Here is a 25,239-nt window from a genome sequence, read left to right as displayed (position 1 = left end):
GAGGCCACGCGGACACGTCCGGGTGGTCCCATCAGTGGCAAACCCCTGATCAGGGTGGTCCCATGCTCATGGCAAACGAGCGCTCAGGTGGTCCCATGCTCGTGGCGGGCGACAGGCTCAGATTGAACGGCCACGGCCAGATGTTGGAGGGCCCACGTCCGTACGTGCGTCCGACGCGAATGGGCAGAGGCCGGTCTGGCGTGATGATCAATCATGGGTAGATCGCGTGATGACATGGCGTCTCCACCTCCACGGTGCGCGGGGATACGTCGTGTTCGCCGGGCAGCCGTCCGTGCGACGGGTGCGCCTCGCTGCGGACAGCCCCGCACGGTCTCGGTGGCGCGGGCATGGCGGCGGCGGCGCGGTGGGTCGGCGGACGAACACGAACGATCAAGAGCGCGGCTGGATCCGGCGGGGTCTCCACGGTCATTGAGGAGGGCCGGTCCAAGTCGGCCGGGACATGAACTCCTCTACCGCGTCTGGCACCAGCCCACCGAGGGCTGGTGCCGCGTTCCCGCGCCTACCGTGGCGCTCCGCGTCACCGGGACACTCGACTCCGAGCGCCCCTACAGTGGGGGCCGCCCGGCCGGTCCAACGGCGACACCTACCTTGTGATCACTTGCCGCGCGCGGTACACTCCTCTCGGCGGAACCTGCACATCAAGCGATTCAAGCTAGGACCTTTCAAGGTAGCCTGGAATCGGAGCAGTGTTCAATAGCCCATTCGGGTGAATGCTTCCGTGGCTGCCTGCTCGACGTCGTCGCCGCAGCAGGCGACGGGCCACCCGATCTCGATACCGTCCCCGACATAGACCTGCCGCTGTTCGACACCGTGGCTGCGTTCCTCGACGCGCGCCTGGACGACGAAGCGCCAACCCCACCGGCCGCTACGCCACCCGCGCCGAGGCGTTCAAAGACATCCAGGCCAAGGTCCGCCTCATGAACCGCGCCTACGACGCGCGCGACCTCGCCGAGGTCTACGACACCCACCCCGACTACCAGCACCACTGGCGCCCCGAAGGCGAAGAAGCCCCGTGGTAGCACGGTGAGAGCCGGACGAGTTCGGCGCGTCCGGGTTCTCGCCCGCCTGTCAATCGGTGCTGTGATCCTGTCGCCGTTGTGACAGCTTGTCGCGGTAGTCGCTGGTCAGGCCGTTGAAGTAGACGGCGGCATCGACGTCATGGCGCGCGATGGCGTGGGCCGCCTCGGCGTGCAGGCTGAACAGCATCGCGTGGTCGAGCCATTTTTCGCCCGCCTGTTCGCCGTGCTGTTCGTGCATCACGTCGGTGATCAGGTGTCCGAAGTCCTCCAGCTGGGGTGCCAGTTCCGCGAAGAACTGGCGTGACCGCGAGCCGAACAGGCTCACACGGTCCAGGTACTCCAGCGCCGCCTGGCGTTCCTCGGCGGGCAGCGCGTCCAGCTCGGCGCGTTGCTCGGCGGTGAGGCCGAGTTCGTCGAGTTCGGGTGGCTCGCGCTGGTCGCTCATGCCGTCAGTCTGCCCAGCCGGTCGCTGGTTGGTGCGATCTTCGCGGGAATGTCGCTGGTAACGCTCTGCTGATCGGTGTTCGACTGGCAGTATGTCGCCCGGTCACGCACCGTGGAGAGCCGGTGCACAGGCAAGGGGTGGTCACAGGGTGTCGGGGGAGATCGTCTGTTCATTCGCGGCGCTGGACGTGCTCGGCGAGGCGTTGCGGATCACTGTGCGGAGGTTCCCGTTCGCCATCCCGCACCACGGCGCTACGCGGGAAGACCGGATCCGGCTGGTCGAGGCAGTGCATCAGGACCTTGTCGCCCGCGGGCTGGTCCGCGGCGGAGAGTTCGTGCCGGAGCTGGTGGAGGCGTTGCACGTGTTCGCCCGAGGGCACCTGATGGTCGCGCTGGTGGGCACCGCCGGGGATACCCAGCCCACAGCACTGGCCGTGACCGATGACCGCACGGGCGTGGTGGCCGAGCAGCGCGGCGAGACGATCGCCTTCCAGCTGTGCCAGCCCGACGCGATCGTGCCCGGTCTGGTGCGCCTGCTGCCCCCAATGCGTTCCGGTCCAGGCGTCTCGGTCACCGTGACCGACACCTCGGCACCAGCACGACGGCGGCTGGAGGAGGACTTCTCCGAAATGACGTTCCGCACCCAGGTGAAGGCCACCGGTCCCTCGCCGGCCGGGCAGCGGGCCGCGGCCGAGGACATCCTGCGCCGTCCACGCCTGGGTGCTGGGTACTTCTCGGTCTCCGCGCGTGGCCGCAACGGACGTGAAAACGAACTCGGAACGATCAACTACCTCGACACCGACGCCGGGCGGTACGCGGTGATCCCCACCACCGGCCACGACGGACGGCAGGCGGCCACCTACACGCCTGCTGACCAGGCTGCACTCGGTCGGCACCTGAACCGGATCATTGACTCGCACCGGTAGCGACCAGGAGCCGGCGGCCTGTCTGGTGCGTCGGATCCAGGGACACGGCTGCGACTAGTTGTTACCGTTGGACGACGCAGCGTAGAGAGGGGAGCGGCGATGCCTGAGGCATTCTTCGCCGGGATGAAGGGCATCAGCGACTCGGTGGCCGCCTTCTCGGCCTCGGTCGCCGACGGTGTCGGTGTCAACGAACACGGCGGCCAGGCCCTGATCAAGGCCATCGACAAGATGTACGACGGCATCACTCGAGCTCTCGGAAGGTCGGACATCATAAGCCAGCAGCCGCCGTTGGGGACGACCCCGGCCGCGCAGGTGTACAAGCCGTATTTGGCGACGATCGCAACCGATCCAGTGCAGGGCTTCATCGCCGCTGCGAAGAAGTTCCAGAAGGAACTTGAGCAGATGCGCGCCGATGTGGAGAAGGCGATGGCCGCGTATCAGGCGACCGACGAAGACGCTAAGCAAGGCATCACCAAGGCCGGTGGCCCCACCCTTTCCGCCTGACCGACCAGGGATACGAACTCGTGAACTCTCGGATCGTCCTGACCAGCCTGGCTACCGCCACACTGGTCGCCATCACCGCGTGCACCGGATCGACCGCCGGTGACCCCAAGCCCACACCTGACACCAGCAGCCCCACCTCCAGCGAGGACAGCCGCAGTTCGACCAGTTCGCCGACCTCGACCAAGGCAAGCGGCTCTCTCGCGGACACCGACCCGTGCGGCCTGCTCACCAAGAGCGAAGCGGAACAGGTGCTGGGTCCTCTGAAGGAAGAACCCAAGCCACAGAAGATCGGTTCCTCACGTGGCTGCGAGTTTGCTCCTAATCGCGTCTTTCTCTCGGTGGGTATCCGGACGGATGTTGGGCTGGCGGGTGTTCAAGCGACAGGTGGTGAGATCAAGGACATCAAGGTCGGCGGCCACCAAGCGAAGCAGCTGCTAGGTGCAGGCGGCAGTTGCATCGTCGCCGTTGGGGTCACGTCGTCGTCGCGGGTTGACATCACGCTCAACGCAGGCTCGTCGACCGATCCGTGTCCGCCTGCGTTGAAGATCGCTGAGCTGGTCGAGCCGAAACTGCCGTAGCGGGCTGTTGCCAGGGAGAGGGGTTGCGGGGGATGAACGAGGGAGCGCTAGGAAGACCGTCCGATGTGTACTCGCGCTACGGCGTGCAGCGCCATGCCGAGGTGCAGACCGGAGAGCAGGTCCAGGAACGGGTCACGGCCGAGGTCCAGGGCCTGTACGGGCCGTTCCTCGGGATGGTGATGCAGATAGTCGAGGCGCCGCACCGGGTTAACGACGTACTGGACGCGCAGGCGGCACAGCTCAAGCAGCAGGTGCTGACGCGTTCTGCTCCTACACAGCCGGACGCCCACTACATCGGCATCCCACACCAGCAGCTGCACGAATCGGTCAACAACGGCGTCGATCCTGGCGCGATTGGCGAGATCGCCGACGTGTGGACGCAGATCGGCAATGAGCTGGCCACGTTCAACGACGAGGTCGCCACGGCGATCGGCAGCAGCGAGGTCAACTGGACCGGCAAGGCTGGCGACGGTGCCCGGCAGGCGCTGGCCAACATGGGCAACCGCGCCGGCGAGACCGGCACCGCCGCGCAGCTGGCGGGGACCTTGTTCACGCAGCAGTCGCGGGCGCTGAGCGACGCGAAGAACAACGTGCCGCCACCGCCCTCGCAGCCCTTCAGTGCGGCGGAGTCGCGGGAGCGGCTGATGTCGATCACCGACCCGATCCAGTTCGTGCAGCAGGCGGCAGCAGACCAGGCGGCGTTCCAGAAGCAGCAGGCCGATCACGAGCAGGCCGCGCGGGCGGTGGAGACCTACGACCGCACGGTCGCGCAGACCGCCGCGGCCCAGCCCGCCTTCGCGCCCGAGCCCCCGGCACCGCCGAAGGAACCGGGTGATCCCGGCAGGCCGCCGATCGCGCCGAATCCCGGTTTCACCGGTCAGGGCAACACGCCTCCCCCGCGAGTCGGCAACGACACCACCACCACGTCCTGGACGGCGCCGCAGACGACGGGCAACAACACCACGAACACCAGCGGTCTCAACAACAATCTCGGCGGCAACGGGCCGAACCTGGGCAACCAGGGCGGCAACAACCAGCTGGGCGGCAACAACAACCTCAACCTCGGCGGCCCGCCATCCGGCCCGAACTCCGGTTCCAGGAGCACCCAGGGCGGTCCTGGTGCCCGAGCCGGCGCCGGATCGGCTGGCCGCGGCGGCATCGGCGGCTCGGGTGGTACGGGTGGTGGACGACTCCCTGGCGGCAGTGCTGGCCTCGGTAATCCCACTGCTGCCAAGGGTTTCGGTCCTGGCGGGTCAGCGGGCGTCATGCCCGGAGGCGAGAGCGCGACAGGGCGTGGTGGCGCGGCTGTTAGCGGTGCTGCCGGACGTGGTGGCGCCGGTGGCGGCGCGATGGGTGGCATGGGAGCGGGTGCCGCCAAAGGCCAGGGCGGCGAGGACATCGAGCGGACGACGCCGTCGTATCTGCTTGAGCCAGATCCGGACGAGATCTTCGGTAACGACACGCTCGTAGCTCCTCCAGTGCTCGGTGAATGAAGCCGTCGCCAGCGCTCATGGTCTGGCGCAGCCGTCGGCTGAAGCGCCACCGTCCGGCCGCATCCACAGCGGAGCCAATGGTGGCGTTGGTTGAGAAGAACAACGAGAAGGACCAAGTGGGCTGATGACTGACCCGGATCAGATCCTCAATCAGTACGAGGGCAAGCTGGCTGAGGCTCAGCGCAGGAGCGAGGCGCTTCGCGAGAGCTTGGCGAACCTGCGTGTCATGGAACGCAGCGTGGACGGCCAGATCGTCGTGACGGTCAACGATGCCGGCAACCTCGTGGATCTGAAGCTGGGCAACGCGTTGCAGCGCAGGGACGGCGACAGTGTGGCTCAGGAAGTCCTGCGCGTGGTGCAGGCGGCACAGAGCCGAGTCGCCGCAGCGGTACAGGAGGCCATGTCGCCGATGCTGGGCGCCGACTCCGAGGCGATGCACTTCATGATGGACAAACTGCGCAGCGCCCAGCCGCCACCTCCCTCGCAGTATGTGCCAGGAGGCGGCGGGTACGGCGGCGGGCCACCGCGGCTCGGCGCTATCGAGGACGACGCGCCACCTCCTCCGCCCCCTCCACCGGTGCCACCTCGCCCGCAGCGGCCACGGCCACCTCAGGACGACGACGATGACTTCAGCAACAAGGGATTCCTGCGATGACCTACCGGATCGATCTTGTTGAGATGCAGGCCCACGCGACGAAGCTCAACAACGTCGGCCAGCAGGTGAACTACGCGTTGAGCGCAGCGCAGGTCGTGTCCAACATGGGGGCGTTCGGCAAGCTCGGCTTCCCGCTTGCGGCTCTCTGCACCGCCGCGCAGAACGCCGCGATGGATACCATGCGCCAGGCAGTTGACGCCTCAGTCGACCACGTCAAGCGGTTCGACGGGTGGCGCAAGCACATCGAGGAGCACGAGCAGGCGCAGTCCGACATCTTCGACGGGATGCACGACCGATGACCACGATGGGACCGGCGCCCGCGCCAGGCGAGAACTACCTCGTGAACACCGGCGAGGAGACGCCGTTCACCGAGGGCATGGGGATTTTCCACGACGCCACCGAGACGGTGAAGGGCTTCTCGAGCGGCAACTGGGCCGAAGGGCTGATCAACGCGGGCGCGACGGTGGCCGGCGTGGCGGGTGTTCTCGCCGACCCGTTGGCCGCGTTGTTCAGCGCGGGGTTCGGGTGGCTGGTCGAGCACGTCTGGTTCCTCAAGGAGCCGCTGGACTGGCTCATCGGTGACCAGGAAGCCCTGGACGGCATGGCGAAGACCTGGGAGTCCGTGTCCAAGTACCTGGAGGACACCTCGGACGACCTCAGGAACTGGGTCAAGAACGACACCACCGGATGGACCGGCAAGGACAGCGATCAGTACCGGGCGTTCGGCGCCGATCGCGCCGACACCTACGCCGGGGTTGCGACCGCCGCCGGAGGGATCGCCAGCCTCGTCCGGACGTGCAAGATCGTGCTCAAGGTCGTCCGCGACATCGTGCGCGACATCATCTCCGAAGCAATCGGCAAACTGATTTCGATCTGCCTTCGGTGGGCGCCCGCCGTCGCAGCGGCGGGCGCGGGCATCGCGGGGGCGATCGCTGAGTGCGTGCCCGTCGCGGTCAAGTGGGCGAATAAGGCTCTGGAGGCGTGCCGCAGGCTCACGAAGGCGTTCGGCAACGCCGGCAAGCTGTTCGGGAAGCTCGACAACATTCTGGTCAACGCCAAGACCGCGCTGTCCAAGAGCGGCGACGACTTCGTCAACGTCCTCAAGAAGGGCATCGACGCGGACATCCGGCGGAGCATGGCCGACTTCTCCGTCACCGGCATGGCCAAGGACGCGCTGGGTGAGGCCAAGAAGGTCGCGGTCGACGGCTTCAAGACCGCGCCCGCGGAGTCGTTGCCCAAACTGGGGATCGAGGCGACCAAGGAGTCCACCAAGTTCCGCGACTGGGAAGACGAAGGCAAAGACGGCGGTGGCTGGCGGACATGGCGAGACCTGCGAGCAGAAGAAGTGAAGAAGCAGGAGGAGAAACGCAAGGAAGCCAACGGCGGATGAAAGCCGTCCGCGTCCTGCACAAGATCGTCGCGTTCCTGGTCATCCCCGTCCTCGGGTACCTGCTCGGCGCGACGATCTTCAACTACTTCTCGGACAAGGTCGAGACCGAAGACCTGAGCGACGCCAGCCACATCATCGTCGCCACCTCGTGCGACCGGCATGGCCCGGTGACGCTGCGCGGCTTCGGCTGGGTGTACGAGTGCCAGGCCACGGTCACGAACAAGGTCAACGGCAACGTCGTGACCACGACCGCGAGGGGATTCCTCCGTCCAGAGCTGATCGGCAAGCAGGTGGCGGGAGAAGGATTCAACCGCGGTGACCTGTATCCAGTACGCCCGTACGCGGGGTGGGGCATGGTCCTGCTCCTGCCATTCGGCGTTCTCTGGTTCTACGTGTACATCGCGGTGGCCTGGCCGCTGTTGCCCGAGCGGCGCAAGTCCCGCCGTAAGCCGGTGCGCTACCAACGTCCTGACAAACCAACGGAACCCGATCGCACGGTTCGCGTCTTCGCCGGGCGACGCCGGGTATGGCTGTTCTTCGTCTTCCTGCTCGGGTGCGCCGGTGTCTTCGCATACAACTCGTCGGCGTTCCAGGACGACGCCGTTGCGACAGGTGCAGCGCTCGTGTCCTGGGCAGTGGTCATCCTTGTGACCGCCAACGTCGCCTGGCGGCTGGTGCGGGGGCCGATGATCGCGATCTCCCCCGACGGCCTGGAGTGGCGCGGTGCGAAGCTCAGCTGGGCCGAGATTCAGGAAGTGCGGCTGACTCGCCGCCACGCACTGTTCATCCAGCCTCGCAACGGTGAGGCCGTGAAGATCGGTGGATTCGGCACTGAGGAGGCCACCCGCATCCACGTGGCCATGGGTCATTTCAGCCAGGCGACGTACGCCCGCGAGGACACCAGCCGCACATGAACTCGGACTTGTCCGCCGCAGACCAGCACGCGACCGGGCCTGGGCGAGGAATCCGATCCGGAAGAGGACCTGTGGAAGGGGCTGGGGTCGCGGTGAACCGATCCGCTGGGATCGTGGGCGTGGCAGTGCTCGCGTTGAGTGCGGCGGCGTGCGCCGGCGGCGACGCGGTAAGCGGCAGGCCCGAGGGCATCTCCATCACGCCACCGACCTCCGCCACGTCGCCCGCGCCCGCCCGCGCCAAGTACACGGCGCTGCCGACCTGCCGGCAGGTGACGCAGAGGGTACCGGGGCTGCCGCCGTTCCGGTCCGGCAACGAGGACCCCTCGGTGTCCGACATGCTGACCGGATGTGAGTTCCAGCGCATCCCGGACTGGCCGCGTGTGAACCTGAAGGTGTCGGCGTGGCGAGACGAGAAGAGCGACATCTCGGGGCCTGCCGGTCCAGGCCGCGGCGCGCTCAAGGCCCGTGAGGTGTACGACGTGACGTCCAAGCCTGGCGCTGATCCGGCCGACGACGGTGCAGCCGACGACGTGACGGTGGGCGAGAAGGCGAAGTGGCTGACACCGAAGGACAGGGACAGCTGCACGCTGATGATCCTCGACGTCAACGCCGTGCTGATTCTCGACAACAAACCCGCGGACAAGCCAGCACCCCGGTCCGAGGAGTGCCGGGGGCCACTGCGTGAACTCGCGAAGTCGTTCTACGGCGCGGTCCAGACGCCGTGAGCGCCAAGAAGGCCCGGCTGAAGGCGTTTCCGAGCTGGGTGTCCAAGCCGCTGGGGTACCGAGCAGAGCGCCATCCGCCAGAAGGTTCGCGACCTGGGATTGAAGTGAACCATGCCCAATTTCGGTGATCTGTCGGACGCGAGTCTGCGCGACGGCGACGGTTCCGATCGGCGACCCGGCTCGTGAGCTATCCGATCTTCATTCCGCCGTCCGAGCCGGAGCCGCGCTGGGTGTGGGTCTCCGCGCGACGAACCATGGAGATCCGCTCGGTCGGCAGACGACTCGGTGTCAGCCTTCTGCTCTGCGCCCTGCTGGCCACTGCACTGGTCGTGGTGCTGACCCTGAAGCTGGTCGGCACGGACCAGTGGAAGGGCTGGGGCGCGGCCGGAGTCGCAGGACTCGTTTACGTGGGGTTCCCAGTGATGTCGTCGCTCAGTGTGTGGGTAAGCTCGCTGGACTACGTCGAGGGCGAGTACCTCAACGCGGTCGGTGCTCAGATGACCCGCCGCGTGTTGGGCGTGGCGTGGGGATTCTCGATCTTCCTGACCCTGCCGACGCTGGTCGTCTTCATCGAAGCCGCTACTCGACTCCCGCTCCCGCTGGCTATCCTCCCCCGGTGCTGGCGGTAGTACCGGTCACCATCACCGGGATCGCCTTCTTCAAGGGACGTAAGCTGTTTCGCGACCCGTCGAAGCCAGGCGGGGCAGCTGCCCGGTGATGCTTCCCCGCAAGCAGAAGTGGCCCGTCTACGCCGTCGTGGTGCTCACCATCGTGGTGCTCGCCGGGGCCATGCTCCGGCTCCTGCTCAGCGGCGGTGAGCAGGAACAGCAGCAGTCACTGGACGAACGGCTCCGGTCCGTGTGCGAGCGCGATCCCGCACCCGCGGAGGTTCGTGCGCTCGTCGGGGACGTCGTCGGCCGGTATCAGGACGGCAAGGGATGCAGCTGGCGTGAGGGTGCGGCGAGCCGCCAGCTCGTGGCACGTCACGTGTCGATGTCGCTGGACCAGTGGACCCGATCGCTGGGACGCACCGACCTGACCACACGCATTCCCAAGGGCGTGGACATCAAGGTCGTGCGCAGCTCGGCGCACTGCACCGCGGCGTTCGACAACACCGCGGGCGGGATCGTCGAGGTCGAGACCCCAACGGAACTGGACCCCGACTGCTGGAAGACCGCTGCTGCGGCGGCTCCGATCGCCGACGCGATTCGCTGACCGCCGATCGTCTAAGCAGGCGGCGGAAACGGCTCGGTCGACCGCGTTTCCATCGTGGCTGCCTTGTCACGAGCAGGCTGCAAGGCCTCGTACAGACGCGTGATCAACGCGGTTGACTCGGCCTCGTCCAGGCTTTGCTCCTTGAGCGCGCGAACGACGGTCTCATAGCCGTTGATCGCGTCCTTCGCCTCGGCGAGAAGGCTGGAGTTCTCGGTCTGCACCCACACCAGCGACTCGTACTTGGCGAAGGTCAGCTGGGTGAACGGCCCAGCGAGTCCGGCGTGTGCGCCGTGTACGGCGGGCACGATCCGGATCGTGACGTTCGGCCGGTTCGCCATGAACAACAAGTGCAGCAGCTGCCCGAGATGTACCTCGGCGCCGCCGACTCGCAGGTGCAACGCGAACTCGTGGATGAAGTACATGCACTTCACGTTGCGGCGGACCGAGGCCTGCATCGCGAGCTGCGCCTGCACCCGCTCGGTCAGCTCGTCGGCCGGCGCGGTCGAGGATGCGCGTAGGACCTCGCGCAGGTAGTCGGTGGACTGCAGGAACAGTGGCACCAGGTGCGTGTGCCAGCTGATCAGCGTCGTGGCCACCTTCAGGTGTTCGACGACCGTGCGCAACCGGATGGGCGAGCACCTGCCGTGCTGCTGCCACCAGCCCCGGATGTGTGTCTCGCCGTAGAGCGACAGCAGGTGGGCGACTTCCTCGGCGTTGACGCGGCAGACACCCAGCAGCACGGCGACCTCGAGCTGGGTGGCGCCGCCTTTGCCGTTCACCATGTTGGAGACCTTGGCCTCGTCCCAGTCCACGATGTCGGCAGCAGCGCGCGCGGTCAGGTCCGCACCTGCGATGGCTGCTCGTAGGCCGGCTCCGAACTCGCGCCCACGCGCGGTGGAGATCCGCTTCGGCACGGCTACCTCCCTGCCCGATCGGCAACCAGCTGCAGGAGCCGCTGTTGCTCTCCGGAGTGGTTGCCTGGCAAGGGATCCCGTAGGCGTAGCGACGCGTTGCTGAGTCGGCGTGTGGACTCCTGCTCGGATCGGAGAACGCCGTCGAGTGCGACCAGTGCGCATTCGTACGGCTCGCGTTCGGCCGCGGACTCGAGCCAGGTGCCCCCGCCGTGCAGAGTGCGCAGGAGGACGACGTCATCGAACCGCTTCTCGACGAACCGCATCATCGTGAACGAGGCGCCTTGGCCGAAGCACGGCCCCGCGTCACTGTCCACGACGCGGAACTCGAATCCCGGCAGTTCGTTCAGCTCCTCCAGGCGCTCCAGCTGGTCCGCCATCACCCGCGCGCCACCGACGCTGCCGTTGAGCATCGACTCGGGCACGATCAGCCGCACACGCAGCCGTCGCGGGCTGCCGGGTCGCGCGGCGTCCTTGGCGTCCATCCCCAGGCGTTTGAGCACCTCATGCTGCGACGCGAGGTCAAGCTCGTTCGCAGCGGCCCCGGACTCCAGCAGGGCCGCGTGGTATGCGTCGACGCGCACCAGTTCAGGCAGCACGTCGTTCGCCACGATCACCAGTTCGCTCGCTTCGGCCATGACCTCCCACGGGGTCCACGTCAGCCGTGCCCACGCGTCACCGTTGATCCGGTCCCACATAGCAGGGTCGACAGCGCGCTGCGCCACGCGAACGCAGAGCTCGACTTCCTCGTCGGACGCGCCGCACGCGGCGCCGATCGCCACGACTTCGAGCGCAGACATGCGCACAACGGCCCTGCACAGTTGCGACAGCTTCGCTGGCGAGAAGCCGACCAGCTCACCCAGCTCCTTCAGAGACCAACCGCGTTTCGTCCGCCAGCCCAGCACGGTCCGGCTCAACGCCCGGACCTCCAGACTTGCTCTCCCGGCGACCAGATCCAGCGCCATGTGCCATCAACCCGTTCTTGATTCGTACTTCGAGGTTCACATTTGGTTGTGTCGGGCAGGCAAGGGCCGCTGCGTCAGACCTGTCCGCCGACGCCACTGCCGATCGCATTGCGGGCACTCGCGCCACAACCCGTCCGGGTACTTCGGCGGTGGTTTCTCCGGAACCACAACCTCAGCGCCGCACAGCGCCTTTCCGCATGCCCCAGGAGCCGCCAGCGCCCGTGGGATCGCATGTCTTGCGCCGAGGTACGGCAACCAGCGGAAGGGGCGGGGCGGCGTAAGACCGCTCGCCACAATGACTTTGCGCTCCGACGGTGTCGTTTCCGGTCGGGAGCACATGCGATCACCTCACCTGTAGGACCGCGTTCGCCACGGTCGTGAAGTCAGGAACCGGCACACCGGGCTCGGTGATCCACCGCAACCGGTGCGGCCCGAACCGGCTGGGCGGCAGATCGACACACCGCCCAGCCTGGACGTGATCGACGTCCTGTCCGGTCAGCTCCGGCAGGGGTGGTTTGGTGTGAGATCCGACGAGGAACACCCAGCGCACGCCGTGGTCGTCAGGCGACTCGAACAGCGGCACCGAAACCCCCAGTGCGGCCCGCACCCGTTCGCCGAGGTCCCGGGGCATATCCAGCGCGTCGATCCCGCTCCCGGACACCAGCCACACACCGGTGCGGAATACACCCACTGTCCATCCGTGCTCGTCCTGATAGGACTGTGCGGCGGCCTCGTGCTCGGTCTGCGGTCCCTCTCGGACGCCGATGCCGAGACGAATTGCGTTGTGGGGCAAGGACATGGTCACCTCACGATAGCGGGGAGAAGAAGACGAGGAGCCAGCCGCGACATCGGCGGCGGAAGCTCATCCAAGCCATCCAGGACATCGGCGAGCGCGCCCGCGGCCAGCCAGCACGCCCGAGGACAACCGCCGCCAACCATCGACTCGGCGAGGAACCGCCCGGCCTGGGCGTCGGTGTCCGACCGAACCCGCAGCACGTCAAGCCACTGGCCGTGACAGAACGAATAGATCAGCTCCACCAGCTCATGCGGAGGATCGGGCGACCGGACCGGATCGAAGGACCAGCCCCGCACCTGGTGCAGATGCCGCAGGCGCTGCATCTGCGTGACCGCGCCGAGATCGAGGGCGTTCACGGCCGCGGCCTCGTCAGGGCGTGACGGCCGTGGCCGGCGGGATGGAACAGGGCGATCTGGGCTTGCAGGAACACCCGGCACGGCACCCGTCGTCGTCGCCACCACCGGCCCGCGCAGCGGCACTGGCGGCAATGGCCGTTGTCATCCGGGGTGTGCCCGCCGAAAAGCGCGTCGAAGGCGTCAACGATCAACGGCAGCTCGCTGCGAGCGATGACCAGCGCGGCCTCGTCACCACCATCGGCGGCCACGTTCTTCACGGTCGCCAGGTAGCTCGTCACCCTGCGGTGCAGCTCGTCGAATACCACGTCCATCGCCCCTACACCCCTTCCGCCGAGCCTGGGTGCCCTCAGCGAGCACTTCTGTTTGGGCCAACGGGACGACCAGGGGAGACCGCTTCAACCGGTGGTTGTTCAACCCCAGGTTCGAAACGGTTGTCGGTCGTCCCGTTGGCTGCTGGGCCGGCCCGTAGTTCGGATCACTGACCAACCGGCCCGCGCACCGACCATAGAGGGAGCAATGCAATCTTTAGTGCGTCCAAACGGGTGAAACATTGCAATGCAATGTAAGTGCACCCGGTCGGGTGGCGGCATGCGCGATCAACCCTGCGGCACACTGCCCGCCATGACCGAAGACGAAGTCTCCGATCCCGTGATCGCACGTCTCCAGTGCGGTGAACTGGCGCGAACGTTGCGTGAGGCTGCGGGAATGGAGCCCGGCAAGGCGGACAAGGAACTCGCTGAGGCCGGCGGCTACGCGACGAAGCTCGCGAAGATCGAAGCAGGCACGATCGCGCCTGGGTCGACCGACGTCGACTGGATGATCAAGCGCTACCGCCCGACTCCGTCGGACGCAGATGAGCTGACGCGGCTCGCGACCATCGCGCGACGTCGGGCGAAGCCGGTGAAGACCGGGAAGGCAACGCAGCAGTACGTATCGCTGGAGCGGCGCGCGAACGCGATCCGCATGGTCTACAACGAGATCCCCGGCCTGCTGCAGACCCGCGAGTACGCGTACGCGGCGCTGTCCATGTCGCCCGTGGTCGTTGCGTCCGACGTCGCGGGGCTCGCCGAGGAACGCGCGGAGCGCGGCCAGCGGATCATCCGGCCGGACGGGCCGGACGTGTGGATCGTGCTCGGCGAAGACGCTCTTTACCGCTTCAGCGGCGGACCTGCCGTACTCCGAGCGCAGCACGAACATCTTCGCGCGGTCGCGCAGATGCCCAACGTCAGATTCCGCGTCTCGCTCCGGGCGGCCGGAAACATCCCGGCCCTGAGCTGCCCGTTCACACTGCTCGACGTCGAGCCCAACAAGAGGCTCGCGTTCGTGTCGTCACTGACGCGACCGGACTACATCAAGGCAACCGAACCGTACGTGGCGGCATTCGAGCAGGCGTGGGAACTCGCGGCGTCCGAGGACGAGTCAGTGGCGATACTGGAAGGCAGGATCACTGACCTCAACAGCTAGGAGCAACAGACCATGTGGACCAGGGCCACCGACCTGTCGGGTGTCCGGTGGCGCACGAGCAGCTACACCAACGGGGGCAGCGACCCTCAGTGCGTGGAACTAGCCTGTCTCGACGACGGCGGAGCCATCCGTGACAGCAAGAACCCGAGCGGACCAGCGCTGATCTTCCCAACGCGAGCCTTCCGGGCGTTCATCGCGTATGCGGGACACGGCGATTCTGACCGGGCCTGACTCCGCGGATAGGGGCATCTCGGGTAACCGGAATGCCCCGCTTCGTATCTGACAGCCCCCAGCGCCGTCGCCTGCCGATTCGCGCTCACTGACGGCTACCCACACCACCTGCGCGACGTGCTCGACGCACACGAGCAGGGCGAACACCTCGGCCACATCCGGCGCACCCTGATCGTCCAGGGCGACGTGCGCGAAACCCTCCCGCGCTACCTGACGGACAACCCTCACACCGTCATCGCACTGGCCTACTTCGACCTCGACCTCTACGAAACCACCCGCGACGCCATCGACGCCGTCCGGCCGTACCTCACCAAGGGCAGAGTGCTCGTCTTCTACGAACTCGCGCACGCCAAGTGGCCAGGAGAAACCGCAGCCCTGCGCGACACCCTCGGCACCGACCACGACTCGCTGCGCACGCTGCCCGGCCGCGCCACCCCGACGTACCTGCGGTGGGGCATGTAGCCGCAGGTCAGGCGGCTGCGCCCGCCTCGATCAGCAGAGCCTCCCGATTGGCCAGGATGAACTCCTTCAACGCGGTCGGCTTCAAGTCGATCGAAGCGAGATCGTCTCCCCGAAGGTCAACCCGGTCCAGGTCGTACCCGCCGCGTGACGGGTCGCTTAACTCCGGGCCGCTACGGGTCGACTCATCCAGGCCGACCAGCCGCGCCACAAAGAAGTGCTGCACAGCTACCCCACTGTCCGATGGCGAGCTGAACAGGAACACCTGCGACGCATCCGTGGCCTCGGCGCCCAGTTCCTCCGACAGCTCCCGGTACAGAGCCGCCTCCACCGAGGCGTCGGTGTCCTCGACACCGCCACCGGGCGCGGTCCAGTACGGCGCCTGCCCCGGCTTCGTGCGCTTGATCAACACCAACCGGCCGAGATCGTCGATAAGAATCGCCCGCGCTGCACGCCGTCCCACTGCCACCGTCATCTTCGACCGTTCGTCACGTTGGTGAGTCCTACGACTGGCAGTGCGGCCCGGTTACTCAGGGCCGCGCTTTGCCACTGCCTGCCACAGCGCGCGTCTCAGTCTGACGACGCGTTTGCTCGGGTGCCGTTGCCGTTCGAGACGTATCGGGGTGCCATCGCCTCCATCTGCTCGATCACGAGCCTGATGGCTTCGGGCTGCTTGTCCGGCGGGTACTTGTACTTCACGAGCAGCCGCTTGATCGACGATCGGAGCTTGGCCCGCACATCGTCCCGCACCGTCCAGTCGGTCTTGACGTCGCGTCGCATCACCGCCACCAGTTCGCGTGCGATCTGGGCAAGCACGTCGTCGCCCTGAAGTTCAACGGCGGACTCGTTGGTGCTGACCGCGTCGTAGAACGCCAACTCGTCATGGGACAGGGGCGGATCGAAGCGCTGGCCGCGGTTGCCCTCCGCGGCGACTTCCTTGGCCAGTTCGATGAGCTCAGCGATCACCTCAGCCGAGGTGAGCTGCTGGTTGGTGTACTTGCGCATCAGCTCGGCAATCCGCTCGGAGAATGCCCGTTGACGCACGAGGTTGTGCCGCGTGACGTGATCCGACTCCTCAACCAGCAGCGCGCGCAACGCTTCGATGGCGAGGTGCGGGTTCGACGCCGATTGGGCTTTGAGCTGGAACTCCGGTCCCAGGTCGGACAGCGAAGGCTTCGGCAAGCCGGCGGCGTCGTAGATGTCGATGATTTCACCGGACGCGGTGGAGGTGGCCACCAGCGCAGAGAGCATCCGCTGGATCTCCTCCGGCACGGGCTTGCCCTCGGCCTGCCGCTGTTGGGCGTCGAACTTGCCCATCCACACGCGGACTTCTTCGTAGAACCTCGCCGTGACGCGGAGGTGTTCGAGAGTCTGGTTGCCAGAACACAGCGCCCACGCACGGGCCAGTTGGTTGGCCAACTTCCGGAAGCGGTCGCCGAGCGTCTCCTCGCCTTCCGGCACCTGGTTACCGGGGGTGGTGGGTGAGCGCAGGTAGTTGGTAAGCCCGTAGGCGGCCTTGACCCAGCTCTTCGGACCTCCATCCAGCTTCGCCCGCCACGGGTAGCTGGCGCACAGCTCGTCGAGGGAGGCGATGAGCGTGGCGGTGAGGTCGACAGCCTCGTCAACGTGCTTGCCGACCGGCTTCTTGGCCCGGTCGGTGTCGGTGTACTCGGCGAGCGCCCTGCTCAAGTTGTCCGCCAGCGGCGCGTAGGCGACGAGCAGGCCGTCCGGCTTGCCGCGGAAGGTGCGGTTCACCCGCGCCAGGGTCTGCATCAGCAACGCACCCTTGAGAGGGCGGTCGAGGTACAGCGTGTGCAGCGGTGGCGCGTCGAAACCGGTGAGCATCATGTCCTTGACCAGGACGATCTGAAGCTCATCATCCGCGTCGCGGAGCCGCTTCTGGATGACCTTGTTCTGCCCGTCGCGCCGGACGTGCTTGGCCACCGGCATGACGTCCTGAGCCGAGCCGGAGTAGACGACCTTGATCACGCCCTTGTCGACGGCGTTGTTGTGCCAGTCCGGCTTGAGCTTGATGATCTCGTCGTAGAGGTGGGCGCAGATCTCTCGGGTCGCGCCGACGATGAACGCCTTGCCGGGAGAGCCGATGAACTTGCGCATCTGCTCCGAGCGGGTCTCCCAGTGCTGGACGATGTCGGCCGCCAACGCCTCCAGACGTGCGGGTGCCCCGTACACAGCGTTGATCACGGCGACGGACTTCTCGATCTTGGCGCGTTCCACCTCGTCAAGCCCAAGAGTGGCCTCGTCCGCGGCCCGGTCGAGGTCTTCTTCGCTGACGTCCTTGGTCAACCCGACCTTGATCAGGCGTGGCTCGAAGTAGACCGGGACGGTGGCGCCGTCATCGACCGCACGGGTGAGGTCGTAAATGTCGATGTAGTCACCGAACACCTCTCGGGTGTTGCGGTCGTCGAAGGAGATCGGTGTCCCGGTGAACGCGATCAGCGCGGCGTTGGGCAGGGCGTCCTTGAGGTGGCGGGCGTAGCCGTCGAGGTCGTCGTAGTGGCTGCGGTGGGCCTCGTCGGCGATGACGATGATGTTGCGGCGGTCCGACAGCAGCGGATGATCCAGTCCGGCGTCCTTCTCGGCCTTGCTGAGCCCGAACTTCTGGAGCGTGGTGAAGTAGATGCCGCCCGTCGCCCGGTTGGCCAGTTCCTCACGCAGTTCCGCGCGGGTCGTCACCTTGATCGGGGACTCGCTCAGCAGTCGGGATCGGTTGAACGCTTCGTACAGCTGCCCGTCCAGCTCCTTGCGGTCGGTCACGACGATGATGGTCGGGTTCTTGAGCTTGGGCTGCGCGGCCACCAGGTGGGCGTACAGCTCCATCTCCATCGACTTGCCCGACCCTTGGGTGTGCCACACGACCCCGGCCTTGCCGTTGCTCTCCACAGCGGCGACCGTCGACCCAACTGCTTTGGTGACCGCGAAGTACTGGTGCGGCTTGGCGATCCGCTTCGCGTACCCCTCAGCCCCACCGTCGAACGCGGTGAAGTTCCGCTGCAACTGGAGGAACCGCTCCGGGTTGAACACCCCCTCGATGAGAAACTCCAACTCGGTGCCGAGGTGCACGTCATCGAGCGGTTCGCCGAGCTTCACCGGCTTGCCGTCGTCATCGACGTTCCAGGGCGAGTAGTGGTTCAACGGAGTGAACGGCGTGCCATAGCGTGCGGTAATCCCGTCGCTGATCACGGTCACCACCGCGAACCGGAACGCCATCGGGAACTCACGCAGGTAGGTAGCCAACTGGGCATGCGCCGCGTCCAGATCCGCTTTGGCCGCACCCGCCTGCTTCAGCTCGAAGACCGCAACCGGCATACCGTTGAGATAGAGCACCACATCGAAGCGACGCTCGACCTCAGCGGTGCGGACGGTGACCTGGTTGACCGCGAGCAACTCGTTGTCGCCGACCTGGTGGCTGACCAACCGGATGGTTGGGTTCTGTTCGACGCCGTCGGTGTCGATGTAGCTGATCCCGCGGTAGCCCTGAGTGCAGATCTGGTGCAGCCGGTAGTTCTCGGCGATCGCGTCCTGTGAGGTCGGCTGGATGATCTCCGCAAGTGCCTGCTCCAGGTACTCCGCTGGCACCTGCGGGTTCAGCTCCCGCAGCTTGGCCAGCATCCGCCCAGGAAGCACGATGTCATCCCACGACGCCCTACCGTTCTCAGCGCCCGGCGCGATGGCGATCCCTGGAAGCGACTGCCACTCCTGCTCGGCGAGCGTCTCCAGCGCGACGCCCTCCCACTCGGCTTCACTGAACCCCGGCTGCCCCACCATCACACGACCCCCTCCACGATTTTTTCGACTTCCCGCACGCGGATCTTTCCGGACATCAGCAGGGGCAGCAGTTCGTCCCGCGTACGTCCGAGCCGCCTGCTTTCGGAGTGGGCGGCATGGATGATATCTAGGAGACTGCGTTGCAGCTCTCCTTGTTTACGCTGCTCGGTCCGGCTTGGTACGGGAACAGTGAGAGAGCGAATGTCGCGAAGGTTGATATACGGCGCCATGTCACTCTTGAACATTAGTTGCGACGCTTGGGTTTGAAGATCTGAGCTTCTAAACCAAGCAGCTAGATAACCGCGATCGAGAGCATCTTCGCTGAGTACGCGAAAGTAGCAAATCTGCGGGCTGTAGACGACAGTCTCGAGGTCGGGTGGCACAACTGCCACTCGCCCCACCGAACCTTTTGTAGTCATGACAATGTCGTTCGGGCGAGAGGCTTTCTGTCCGATTTGTCGAGCATAGGATTCCGATACGAAGTCGGTTCCTTCTGGAACGACACGTCCGTCTCGAATATCTCCTGCTCTCAGAATTCGGAATCCTGGCTGGCCGTGCTCAGCCTGCTTCGTTCGATACCCGTCTCCTTGTGCAAGAACGCCTCGATCTGCGAGTTCCCCGATGGTTATGGGGGTTCCGGCATCTCGCTGCAGGCTTGCGGCGAACAGCGCATCAGCGAGGCTTAGGGCGGTAACCGCTACTTGATCGTTTGCGGCGATCTTGTCGTCGAGCGCCCCTAAAACATCAGCAATTGCCTTTTGCTTGGAAAGGCTGGGTATCGCTATCTCCCATGCGGGCATTGTTGAGAGTCCAATCCGTGGCACTGTGGCGCCATGGATCGTGTTTGTGGCGATGGCCCGCTGGAAAGAGGGGCTAAGGTAGAAATAGAGAAGGAATCGCGGATCAACAACAGAGCGATCCGGTCGCAGGAGAGCCATACGGCGTCCCAGGCAAGCCGTTACTCCTTCGGGCATCAGTGCCGCTTCGCCGAGTCGAGTCTCATACGAGAACAAGAGGTCCCCCGCGCGAGGGGTGACCCTGCGTGTCCAGCGGACGAAGTCTTCTTCAGAAACGTGGTCTGACTCCGATAGGTCGAGGCGACCAGACTTGAGGCTAGCGATGTTAAGAAAGTATGGCCCATCGGACCGTCGCGTGGGAGTTGCATGTGGCCCATCGAATAGCCTGCCCAAGGCTCCAATGGTCGTGCGCTTCATTTCAAGCATCGAGTCGCTCCAACTGTCCGCGGACAACCTTCTCCAGCCGCGCGGACTCATCGAATGCGGTCAATAGTTCCTTGGAGAGTCGCTGGATCTTGTCGTCGATGGGTTCACCGTCGTCCTCGACTTCGACGGCGCCGACGTAGCGGCCTGGTGTGAGGGCGTAATCGGCGGCCTTGATGTCGGGGATGCCGACTGACTTGCAAAACCCAGGGGTGTCCTCGTAAGTCAGATGTTTCTGCGCGGCGGAGCGGGTACCGCGCCAGGCGTGGTAGGTGTCGGCGATCTTGGCGATGTCCTCGTTGGACAGGGCGCGTTCGGCACGGTCAACCATGTAGCCGAGTTCGCGGGCGTCGATGAAAAGCACCTGGCCGGATCGGTCGACCGCGCCGTGCTTGCCGGCGCGCTTGTCCTTGGCAAAGAACCAGACGCAGACTGGGATACCGGTGCTGCGGAACAGTTGTGTCGGGAGCGCCACCATGCAGGAGACGAGGTCGGCTTCGACGATCTGGGCGCGGATGGCGCCTTCACCGTTGGAGTTCGACGACATCGAGCCGTTCGCCATGACTACGCCAGCGCTGCCGCCGGGCGCGAGCTTGTACAGAATGTGCTGAATCCAGGCGTAGTTGGCGTTGTTGGCCGGCGGGACGCCGAACTTCCAGCGCGGGTCTTCGGTGTTGCGGGACCAGTGCTTGATGTTGAACGGCGGGTTGGCCATCACGTAGTCCATCTGGACGTCCGCGTGCTGGTCGCGGGCGAACGTGTCGCCCCACCTCGCCCCGAGGCCCTTGTTGTCGATACCGTGGATGGCGAGGTTCATCTTCGCCATCCGCCAGGTCTCCTCCAAGCTCTCCTGGCCGTAGATGGCGATGTCCTTCGGGTCGCCGTTGTGTTCGTAAATGAACTTCTCGGTCTGTACGAACATGCCGCCCGAGCCACAGCACGGGTCGTACACGCGCCCGCGCGCAGGCTCCAGCACTTCGACGATCACTCGGACGACGCTGGGCGGGGTGAAGAACTCGCCGCCGCGCTTGCCCTCCGAACGGGCGAAGTTGCCGAGGAAGTACTCATAGACCTCGCCCATGAGGTCGCGGGCGCGGTGCTCGCCCTGGCGGCTGAACTTGGTGCTGTTGAACAGGTCGATCAGCTCGCCGAGGCGGCGCTGGTCGATGTTGTCCTTGTTGTAGAGGCGCGGCAGTGTGCCCTGCAACGACGGGTTGGCCTTCATGACGAGATCCATCGCCTCGTCGATGAGCTGGCCGATGTTCTTGGCGGGTTCGGAGCCTTCGGCGGGCTTGCCCTTGGCGTACTGCGCGAGGTACTTCCAGCGGGCGGTGGGCGGCACGACAAAGACCCCATACCCCTGGTACTCCTCGGGGTCGTCGATCAGGTCAGCGATCTGCTCTTCGTCGTAGTCCTGTGCCGTCAGGTCGGCGCGGATGGCTTCGCGGCGTTCGTCGTAGGCGTCGGAGACGTACTTGAGGAACACCAGGCCGAGGATGACGTCCTTGTACTGGTTCGCGGACAGCGAGCCGCGGAGCCGGTCGGCGGCCTTCCAGAGGGTGTCCTTCAGCTCCTTCATCGTCGATGGTGCCGACGGTTCCTTCTTCGTGCGGGGAGGCATACTGCCTGTCCTTCCTACTGCGTTGTCCGCGTGGTGAGGGTCACCGCGCCGGCGGCGACTCCGTCGATCATGGCGGTGACGAGATCCCGGGTCGCGTCCAGGTGTCGCCGCAGTGTGGTCTCGTGGTTCACTGCGGCGAGAAGCACCTCTTCCAGCCCCTCCACCTCGAAGGTGTCGAGGATCGGCACGCTCCAGGTCTGCCACTCGGTGGGCTCGTTCGGCAGCCGGTTGATGATCGCCGCCACCGCGTGGGGGCCGATTCCTGCCTGCGAACTGATCCGAAGGATCTTCGACGGGGAAGCCACCAGCGATCCGCCGTGGTCGTCGACCGTCGCGATCGGGCGTGGCCGTTCTGCGAATACCACATCCCCCGGATCTGTTCGAACGGCGCGCGGGTATAGCCGCGCAGCATCGAACGGGTCGAGGCGTGCAGTGCCGTGTGGGTTGGTCGCGGACAGGACCGCAACGGACCCGGCAGGGTTGCCGTGACTGTGGTCGATCCGGCTGCCGCGGAGCACCCGCACGTGTCCCAGGTCTTTCAGTTCGCCCAATGACCGCCTGCGCAGCAGCATCGCGCCGGGGGCACGTTCGGCCAGGACGTCGAAAGGCTGGATCGGCTCGCTCGTCACCAGGGTGGCCGCATTGATGACGGCGAGGTGCCGCTCGATCTCCGTCGTCGCGAGCCGCAGTGCTCGCACCCCACGGGGCACGACGACGGTGCGGGCACTCAGGATCGGCGGGAGGTCGTGTGGGCGGAGGTAGCGGAAGGCACGACCTCGCATGGCGGCGAACGCGCCGGTCACGTCGGAGGCGAGGTCGCCCAGGTCCAGCTCGTCTCGGGTGAACGCGGCCAGGTCGGCGACCAGCGGCCGTTGCATGGACCCGCCGGTCGCGCAAACCCACAGGCCCAGCGCCTGCCGGTGCGCCTCACGCCACATTCCCCGAGGAAGGCGCAGCGCGACAGCGAGGCTCTCCGAGCGGAGAGTCTGCGCTCGGTGCCGCTCCTGCTGCCCCTGTAGCTCGTCGCACAGGACGCCAGCCGGGCCGATGATGATCGCGAGTTCACCCTCGCCGAGATCGAGCACGAGGTTGTCGACCAAATCAAGCAGCTCGTCGGCGGGCCTGCCGATGGTAGACAACACTCGGACGCCAGGGCCTGCCGCGTCGTCGACGGTCTCGATCTCGCGAATCACCGCCCTGCGTCTGATGTCCCGCAACTCCGGAGTGCCGCCGGGCACCACGAGATGGGTGAAGGTGTCGGCAAGCGCGAGCGTCACGCTCGACGCCGGGCCGACGTGCACGAGCGGCACGCCCTCGGGGTCGAGGTGGAGGGCGCAGGCTTCGGCGACGGCGTGGATGAGGTCGACGGCGTCGGAGGTGAGATCACGAGTGCCCAGCGTCCGCGCGGCCCTTCCTTGTTCCAGCCGGTCGAGTGCCTCGCGCGGGCCGTACGACGCCTCAACCAGGTCATCGATGAACCGCAGCGTGCAGACGGCCGGCACGGAAGCCTCCACCTCGCGGAACAGCACCCGGTCGTCGGGATCGACACCGCGCGCCAGGGTGATGCGGTTCTCCGCTGTCGTGTCCGCCAGTTCCTCCCCTGTCAATACTGCGAGGCAGAGCCACGTGACGAGTTCATCCAGGGGCACGTCATCGGGCACGCTCAACGCTGGTGCGTCGAGATTCGCCTCGGGGTTGTTACCTCGGCCAGTGCGCTCCAGCCACTCGACGACGTCTTCGCGGCGGAAGCGCTCCATCCCGCCCGAGACCTCGACAGGGGCGGGGAAAGGCACATGCAGACCGCGGACGCGCGGCCGGTTGCGCCACATGCTCACGACCGGACGACGGACACGAGCGAGATCCGCGACGTCCTGCAACGTCAACGTAGGCCCCCCACCTGCCACGACACACCTCCTCGGTCTATCCGCCGACTCACGACACAGAGAGTATCGAGAACGACCGACATCGCTCCTAGAAGAAGTGATAACCCCACTTATCCACGTTCGTATGCGACAACACCGCGCAGCTCGGCTCAACCTGTGTGGGCCCGCTGTCGATCATCGGCAGCGCTTCCCGCAGGAGAACGCGATGACCCAGCACATCAAGCACCCAGCCCACTTCGACAACAACGCCACAGCGGTCGTCATCGAGCGACTGACGATCCACGACCGCGAGGTCGCACGAGAGGCCCAGCGCTGGGTCTCCGGCGAGCGCGGCCCGCTCGTGGAGAACCTCGACACCCTCACGAGTGCCGACCTGACCAACTACGTCACCGAGGCCGTACGCATCGGCGCGCATGCACTGAGCGTGACCGGACAGGCCCAAGAAGCTCAGGCACTCGAACGACTGCTGAAGGACGTCGGAGACAAGACCGCCCAGTCCACCGCCCAGGCAGCCGAACTCACGGCGCGAGCAGTGAAGGAAGCGTCCGAAGCCGTCATGGCGGCGGCCCGTGACGCCAAGACGACCATCACCGACGCGGACACCCAGAGCCGCAAGGAGCTCACCACGGCGGTAATGACGGCGAAGCAGGACCTCAACACCGAGCTGCGCCGAATCTTCGCTGGTGAAAACCCTGAACTTGTCGAGCGCCTCCAGCCGGTGCTCGACAAGTTCAGCGCCGATCTCGACGCGAAGGTGAGCGCTGGAACAGCCGAGCTGCTGGCCAAGGCCGCTCGGCAGTTCGACCCGTCCGATCCGACTTCCCCGATGGCCAAGCATGCCGCCGAACTCACCGCCCAGCAGGAACAGCTCACCCAGCAATTGGCCAAGCAGCACGCCGAGTTGACGAGCAAGATCGAGGAGGTGTCGACCGTACTGCGTGTCCACGAGGCCACGACCGCCCTCGCCAAGGTGACGCCGATCAAGGGCGAGTCCTACGCCGGCTCGGTGCACACCGTGCTGGTGGGCATCGCCGCCGGTCTCGGCGACGACTACGCGGACACCAGCACGACCACGGGCCGCCTGCCCCGCTGCAAGAAGGGCGACGGTGTGCTGAGCCTGAACGACGGCGTCGCCCGCGTCGTCATCGAGATGACCGACTCGTCGCGCACCGGCTGGACCGACTACTTCGCCGAAGCCGAGCGCAACCGCGATGCCGTCGCCTCGCTGGGCCTCGTCCGCACCATCGACCAGAACGGCGGGCAGACCCTCCGTGTGATCGGCGCGCAGCGGCTTGTACTGGCTTTCGACCCCGACAACGACAGCCCCGATCTTCTGCGCACCGTGATCATGCTTCTGCGGACGACCGCTGTCGCGACGGCAAGCCGCAAGGGCGTTCACCAAGTCGCCACGGCCGAGGAGAAGATCGCCGAAGCACTCAACCACCTGGTGAAGATCGACTCGGTCAAGAAGCTGTCCGCCACGATCCAGAAGTCGGCGACGAAGATCGACAGTGAGTGCACCGCCCTGAACTCCGCCGTCCGGCGCCTGCTCGACGAAGCGCTTGTCGCACTGGCCGGTGCGACCGGTCCCGAGCTCGTCAGCACGGCCGAGTCTCACGGTGCCGCGTGATTCACGGTGAAGGGCGACGTTGCCGCAGTG

At 66.1% G+C, this 25,239-nt stretch carries 27 protein-coding genes; 15 read left to right on the top strand and 12 right to left on the bottom strand.

Translation table 11 applies throughout. The features are described 5' to 3' along the window. Nucleotides 1-1,089 precede the first annotated feature (1,089 nt). On the bottom strand, nt 1,090-1,485 hold the full coding sequence (locus IEZ09_RS22040; RefSeq protein ID WP_189255637.1) for a hypothetical protein: 396 nt from the start codon (nt 1,483-1,485) through the stop codon (nt 1,090-1,092). Between the two features lie 148 nt (nt 1,486-1,633). Between IEZ09_RS22040 and IEZ09_RS22035 the strand changes: the two genes are divergently transcribed. The 11 genes from IEZ09_RS22035 (at nt 1,634) to IEZ09_RS21985 (ending at nt 9,884) form a co-directional block, all read left to right on the top strand. Continuing rightward, the gene (locus IEZ09_RS22035; protein ID WP_189255636.1) at nt 1,634-2,410 is read left to right on the top strand and encodes an ESX secretion-associated protein EspG; all 777 of its coding nucleotides are present in this window, start codon (nt 1,634-1,636) and stop codon (nt 2,408-2,410) included. 99 nt (nt 2,411-2,509) lie between these two features. Then, on the top strand, nt 2,510-2,914 hold the full coding sequence (locus IEZ09_RS22030; RefSeq protein ID WP_189255635.1) for a hypothetical protein: 405 nt from the start codon (nt 2,510-2,512) through the stop codon (nt 2,912-2,914). Nucleotides 2,915-2,934: 20 nt separating this feature from the next. Continuing rightward, complete coding sequence (locus IEZ09_RS22025; RefSeq protein WP_189255634.1) at nt 2,935-3,492, top strand: DUF3558 domain-containing protein; 558 nt, start codon at nt 2,935-2,937, stop codon at nt 3,490-3,492. A 32-nt stretch (nt 3,493-3,524) separates the two neighbouring features. Then, nucleotides 3,525-4,985, top strand: coding sequence for a hypothetical protein (locus IEZ09_RS22020; RefSeq protein ID WP_189255633.1), 1,461 nt, complete (start codon nt 3,525-3,527; stop codon nt 4,983-4,985). 124 nt (nt 4,986-5,109) lie between these two features. Further along, a complete protein-coding gene (locus tag IEZ09_RS22015; protein WP_189255632.1) occupies nt 5,110-5,640 on the top strand; it encodes a YbaB/EbfC family nucleoid-associated protein in 531 nt (176 codons plus the stop codon). Next, a complete protein-coding gene (locus IEZ09_RS22010; protein ID WP_189255631.1) occupies nt 5,637-5,939 on the top strand; it encodes a type VII secretion target in 303 nt (100 codons plus the stop codon). The genes IEZ09_RS22015 and IEZ09_RS22010 overlap by 4 nt, the downstream gene beginning before the upstream one ends. Beyond that, on the top strand, nt 5,936-7,030 hold the full coding sequence (locus IEZ09_RS22005) for a WXG100-like domain-containing protein (RefSeq protein WP_189255630.1): 1,095 nt from the start codon (nt 5,936-5,938) through the stop codon (nt 7,028-7,030). The genes IEZ09_RS22010 and IEZ09_RS22005 overlap by 4 nt, the downstream gene beginning before the upstream one ends. After that, nucleotides 7,027-7,944 carry a DUF6346 domain-containing protein gene (locus tag IEZ09_RS22000; RefSeq protein ID WP_189255629.1) on the top strand — a complete coding sequence of 306 codons (918 nt, stop codon included), beginning with the start codon at nt 7,027-7,029 and terminating at the stop codon, nt 7,942-7,944. The genes IEZ09_RS22005 and IEZ09_RS22000 overlap by 4 nt, the downstream gene beginning before the upstream one ends. A gap of 92 nt (nt 7,945-8,036) precedes the next feature. Beyond that, entirely contained in the window at nt 8,037-8,669 is a 633-nt protein-coding gene (locus IEZ09_RS21995) for a hypothetical protein (RefSeq protein WP_189255628.1), read from the top strand. Between the two features lie 182 nt (nt 8,670-8,851). Beyond that, nucleotides 8,852-9,298, top strand: coding sequence for a hypothetical protein (locus tag IEZ09_RS21990; RefSeq protein ID WP_189255627.1), 447 nt, complete (start codon nt 8,852-8,854; stop codon nt 9,296-9,298). Nucleotides 9,299-9,386: 88 nt separating this feature from the next. Then, complete coding sequence (locus IEZ09_RS21985) at nt 9,387-9,884, top strand: hypothetical protein (RefSeq protein WP_229812819.1); 498 nt, start codon at nt 9,387-9,389, stop codon at nt 9,882-9,884. An 11-nt stretch (nt 9,885-9,895) separates the two neighbouring features. Here IEZ09_RS21985 and IEZ09_RS21980 read toward each other — a convergent pair whose 3' ends face one another. From IEZ09_RS21980 to IEZ09_RS21955, 6 genes are read right to left on the bottom strand one after another with little or no spacing between them, the layout of a single operon-like run. Next, nucleotides 9,896-10,798: a DUF5753 domain-containing protein gene (locus tag IEZ09_RS21980; protein ID WP_189255625.1), complete on the bottom strand. Its 903-nt coding sequence runs from the start codon at nt 10,796-10,798 to the stop codon at nt 9,896-9,898. A 2-nt stretch (nt 10,799-10,800) separates the two neighbouring features. Beyond that, the gene (locus IEZ09_RS21975) at nt 10,801-11,760 is read right to left on the bottom strand and encodes a Scr1 family TA system antitoxin-like transcriptional regulator (protein ID WP_189255624.1); all 960 of its coding nucleotides are present in this window, start codon (nt 11,758-11,760) and stop codon (nt 10,801-10,803) included. A gap of 36 nt (nt 11,761-11,796) precedes the next feature. Beyond that, the gene (locus tag IEZ09_RS47945) at nt 11,797-12,099 is read right to left on the bottom strand and encodes an HC3 family zinc finger protein (RefSeq protein WP_189255623.1); all 303 of its coding nucleotides are present in this window, start codon (nt 12,097-12,099) and stop codon (nt 11,797-11,799) included. Nucleotides 12,100-12,103: 4 nt separating this feature from the next. Continuing rightward, the gene (locus tag IEZ09_RS21965) at nt 12,104-12,559 is read right to left on the bottom strand and encodes a hypothetical protein (RefSeq protein ID WP_189255622.1); all 456 of its coding nucleotides are present in this window, start codon (nt 12,557-12,559) and stop codon (nt 12,104-12,106) included. 2 nt (nt 12,560-12,561) lie between these two features. Further along, nucleotides 12,562-12,912 carry a hypothetical protein gene (locus IEZ09_RS21960; protein WP_189255621.1) on the bottom strand — a complete coding sequence of 117 codons (351 nt, stop codon included), beginning with the start codon at nt 12,910-12,912 and terminating at the stop codon, nt 12,562-12,564. Beyond that, nucleotides 12,909-13,223, bottom strand: coding sequence for a hypothetical protein (locus IEZ09_RS21955; RefSeq protein WP_189255620.1), 315 nt, complete (start codon nt 13,221-13,223; stop codon nt 12,909-12,911). The genes IEZ09_RS21960 and IEZ09_RS21955 overlap by 4 nt, the downstream gene beginning before the upstream one ends. A 310-nt stretch (nt 13,224-13,533) precedes the next feature. Here IEZ09_RS21955 and IEZ09_RS21950 point away from each other — a divergent pair, with 310 nt between their 5' ends. The 3 genes from IEZ09_RS21950 (at nt 13,534) to IEZ09_RS21940 (ending at nt 15,069) form a co-directional block, all read left to right on the top strand. Further along, nucleotides 13,534-14,376, top strand: a complete 843-nt coding sequence (locus IEZ09_RS21950) for a DUF5753 domain-containing protein (RefSeq protein WP_189255619.1) — start codon at nt 13,534-13,536, stop codon at nt 14,374-14,376. A gap of 12 nt (nt 14,377-14,388) precedes the next feature. Further along, complete coding sequence (locus tag IEZ09_RS21945) at nt 14,389-14,607, top strand: DUF397 domain-containing protein (RefSeq protein WP_189255618.1); 219 nt, start codon at nt 14,389-14,391, stop codon at nt 14,605-14,607. A 117-nt stretch (nt 14,608-14,724) separates the two neighbouring features. Then, nucleotides 14,725-15,069 (top strand): hypothetical protein, encoded by a 345-nt coding sequence (locus tag IEZ09_RS21940; RefSeq protein ID WP_229812818.1) that lies wholly within the window; start codon nt 14,725-14,727, stop codon nt 15,067-15,069. A 7-nt stretch (nt 15,070-15,076) separates the two neighbouring features. On the opposite strand, the gene IEZ09_RS21935 is transcribed toward IEZ09_RS21940, so the two are convergent. The 5 genes from IEZ09_RS21935 to IEZ09_RS21915 all read right to left on the bottom strand — a co-directional run bounded on the left by IEZ09_RS21935 (nt 15,077) and on the right by IEZ09_RS21915 (nt 23,579). Further along, a complete protein-coding gene (locus IEZ09_RS21935) occupies nt 15,077-15,541 on the bottom strand; it encodes an NUDIX domain-containing protein (protein WP_189255617.1) in 465 nt (154 codons plus the stop codon). 95 nt (nt 15,542-15,636) lie between these two features. Continuing rightward, nucleotides 15,637-18,855: a type I restriction endonuclease subunit R gene (locus IEZ09_RS21930; protein WP_189255616.1), complete on the bottom strand. Its 3,219-nt coding sequence runs from the start codon at nt 18,853-18,855 to the stop codon at nt 15,637-15,639. Further along, complete coding sequence (locus IEZ09_RS21925; RefSeq protein WP_268247639.1) at nt 18,855-20,069, bottom strand: restriction endonuclease subunit S; 1,215 nt, start codon at nt 20,067-20,069, stop codon at nt 18,855-18,857. The genes IEZ09_RS21930 and IEZ09_RS21925 overlap by 1 nt, the downstream gene beginning before the upstream one ends. Nucleotide 20,070: 1 nt before the next feature. Then, a complete protein-coding gene (locus tag IEZ09_RS21920) occupies nt 20,071-21,654 on the bottom strand; it encodes a class I SAM-dependent DNA methyltransferase (protein ID WP_229812816.1) in 1,584 nt (527 codons plus the stop codon). 56 nt (nt 21,655-21,710) lie between these two features. Beyond that, nucleotides 21,711-23,579, bottom strand: a complete 1,869-nt coding sequence (locus tag IEZ09_RS21915) for a helix-turn-helix transcriptional regulator (protein WP_229812815.1) — start codon at nt 23,577-23,579, stop codon at nt 21,711-21,713. Nucleotides 23,580-23,784: 205 nt separating this feature from the next. On the opposite strand from IEZ09_RS21915, the gene IEZ09_RS21910 reads away from it, so the two are divergent. After that, complete coding sequence (locus tag IEZ09_RS21910; RefSeq protein WP_189255613.1) at nt 23,785-25,209, top strand: Fis family transcriptional regulator; 1,425 nt, start codon at nt 23,785-23,787, stop codon at nt 25,207-25,209. Nucleotides 25,210-25,239 lie beyond the last annotated feature (30 nt).

This window comes from Lentzea flava, assembly GCF_014648475.1.
Lineage (GTDB): Bacteria > Actinomycetota > Actinomycetes > Mycobacteriales > Pseudonocardiaceae > Lentzea > Lentzea flava.
The sequence above is the reverse complement of the archived record's forward strand: the minus strand, read 5'-3'. Positions and strand labels throughout refer to the sequence as shown.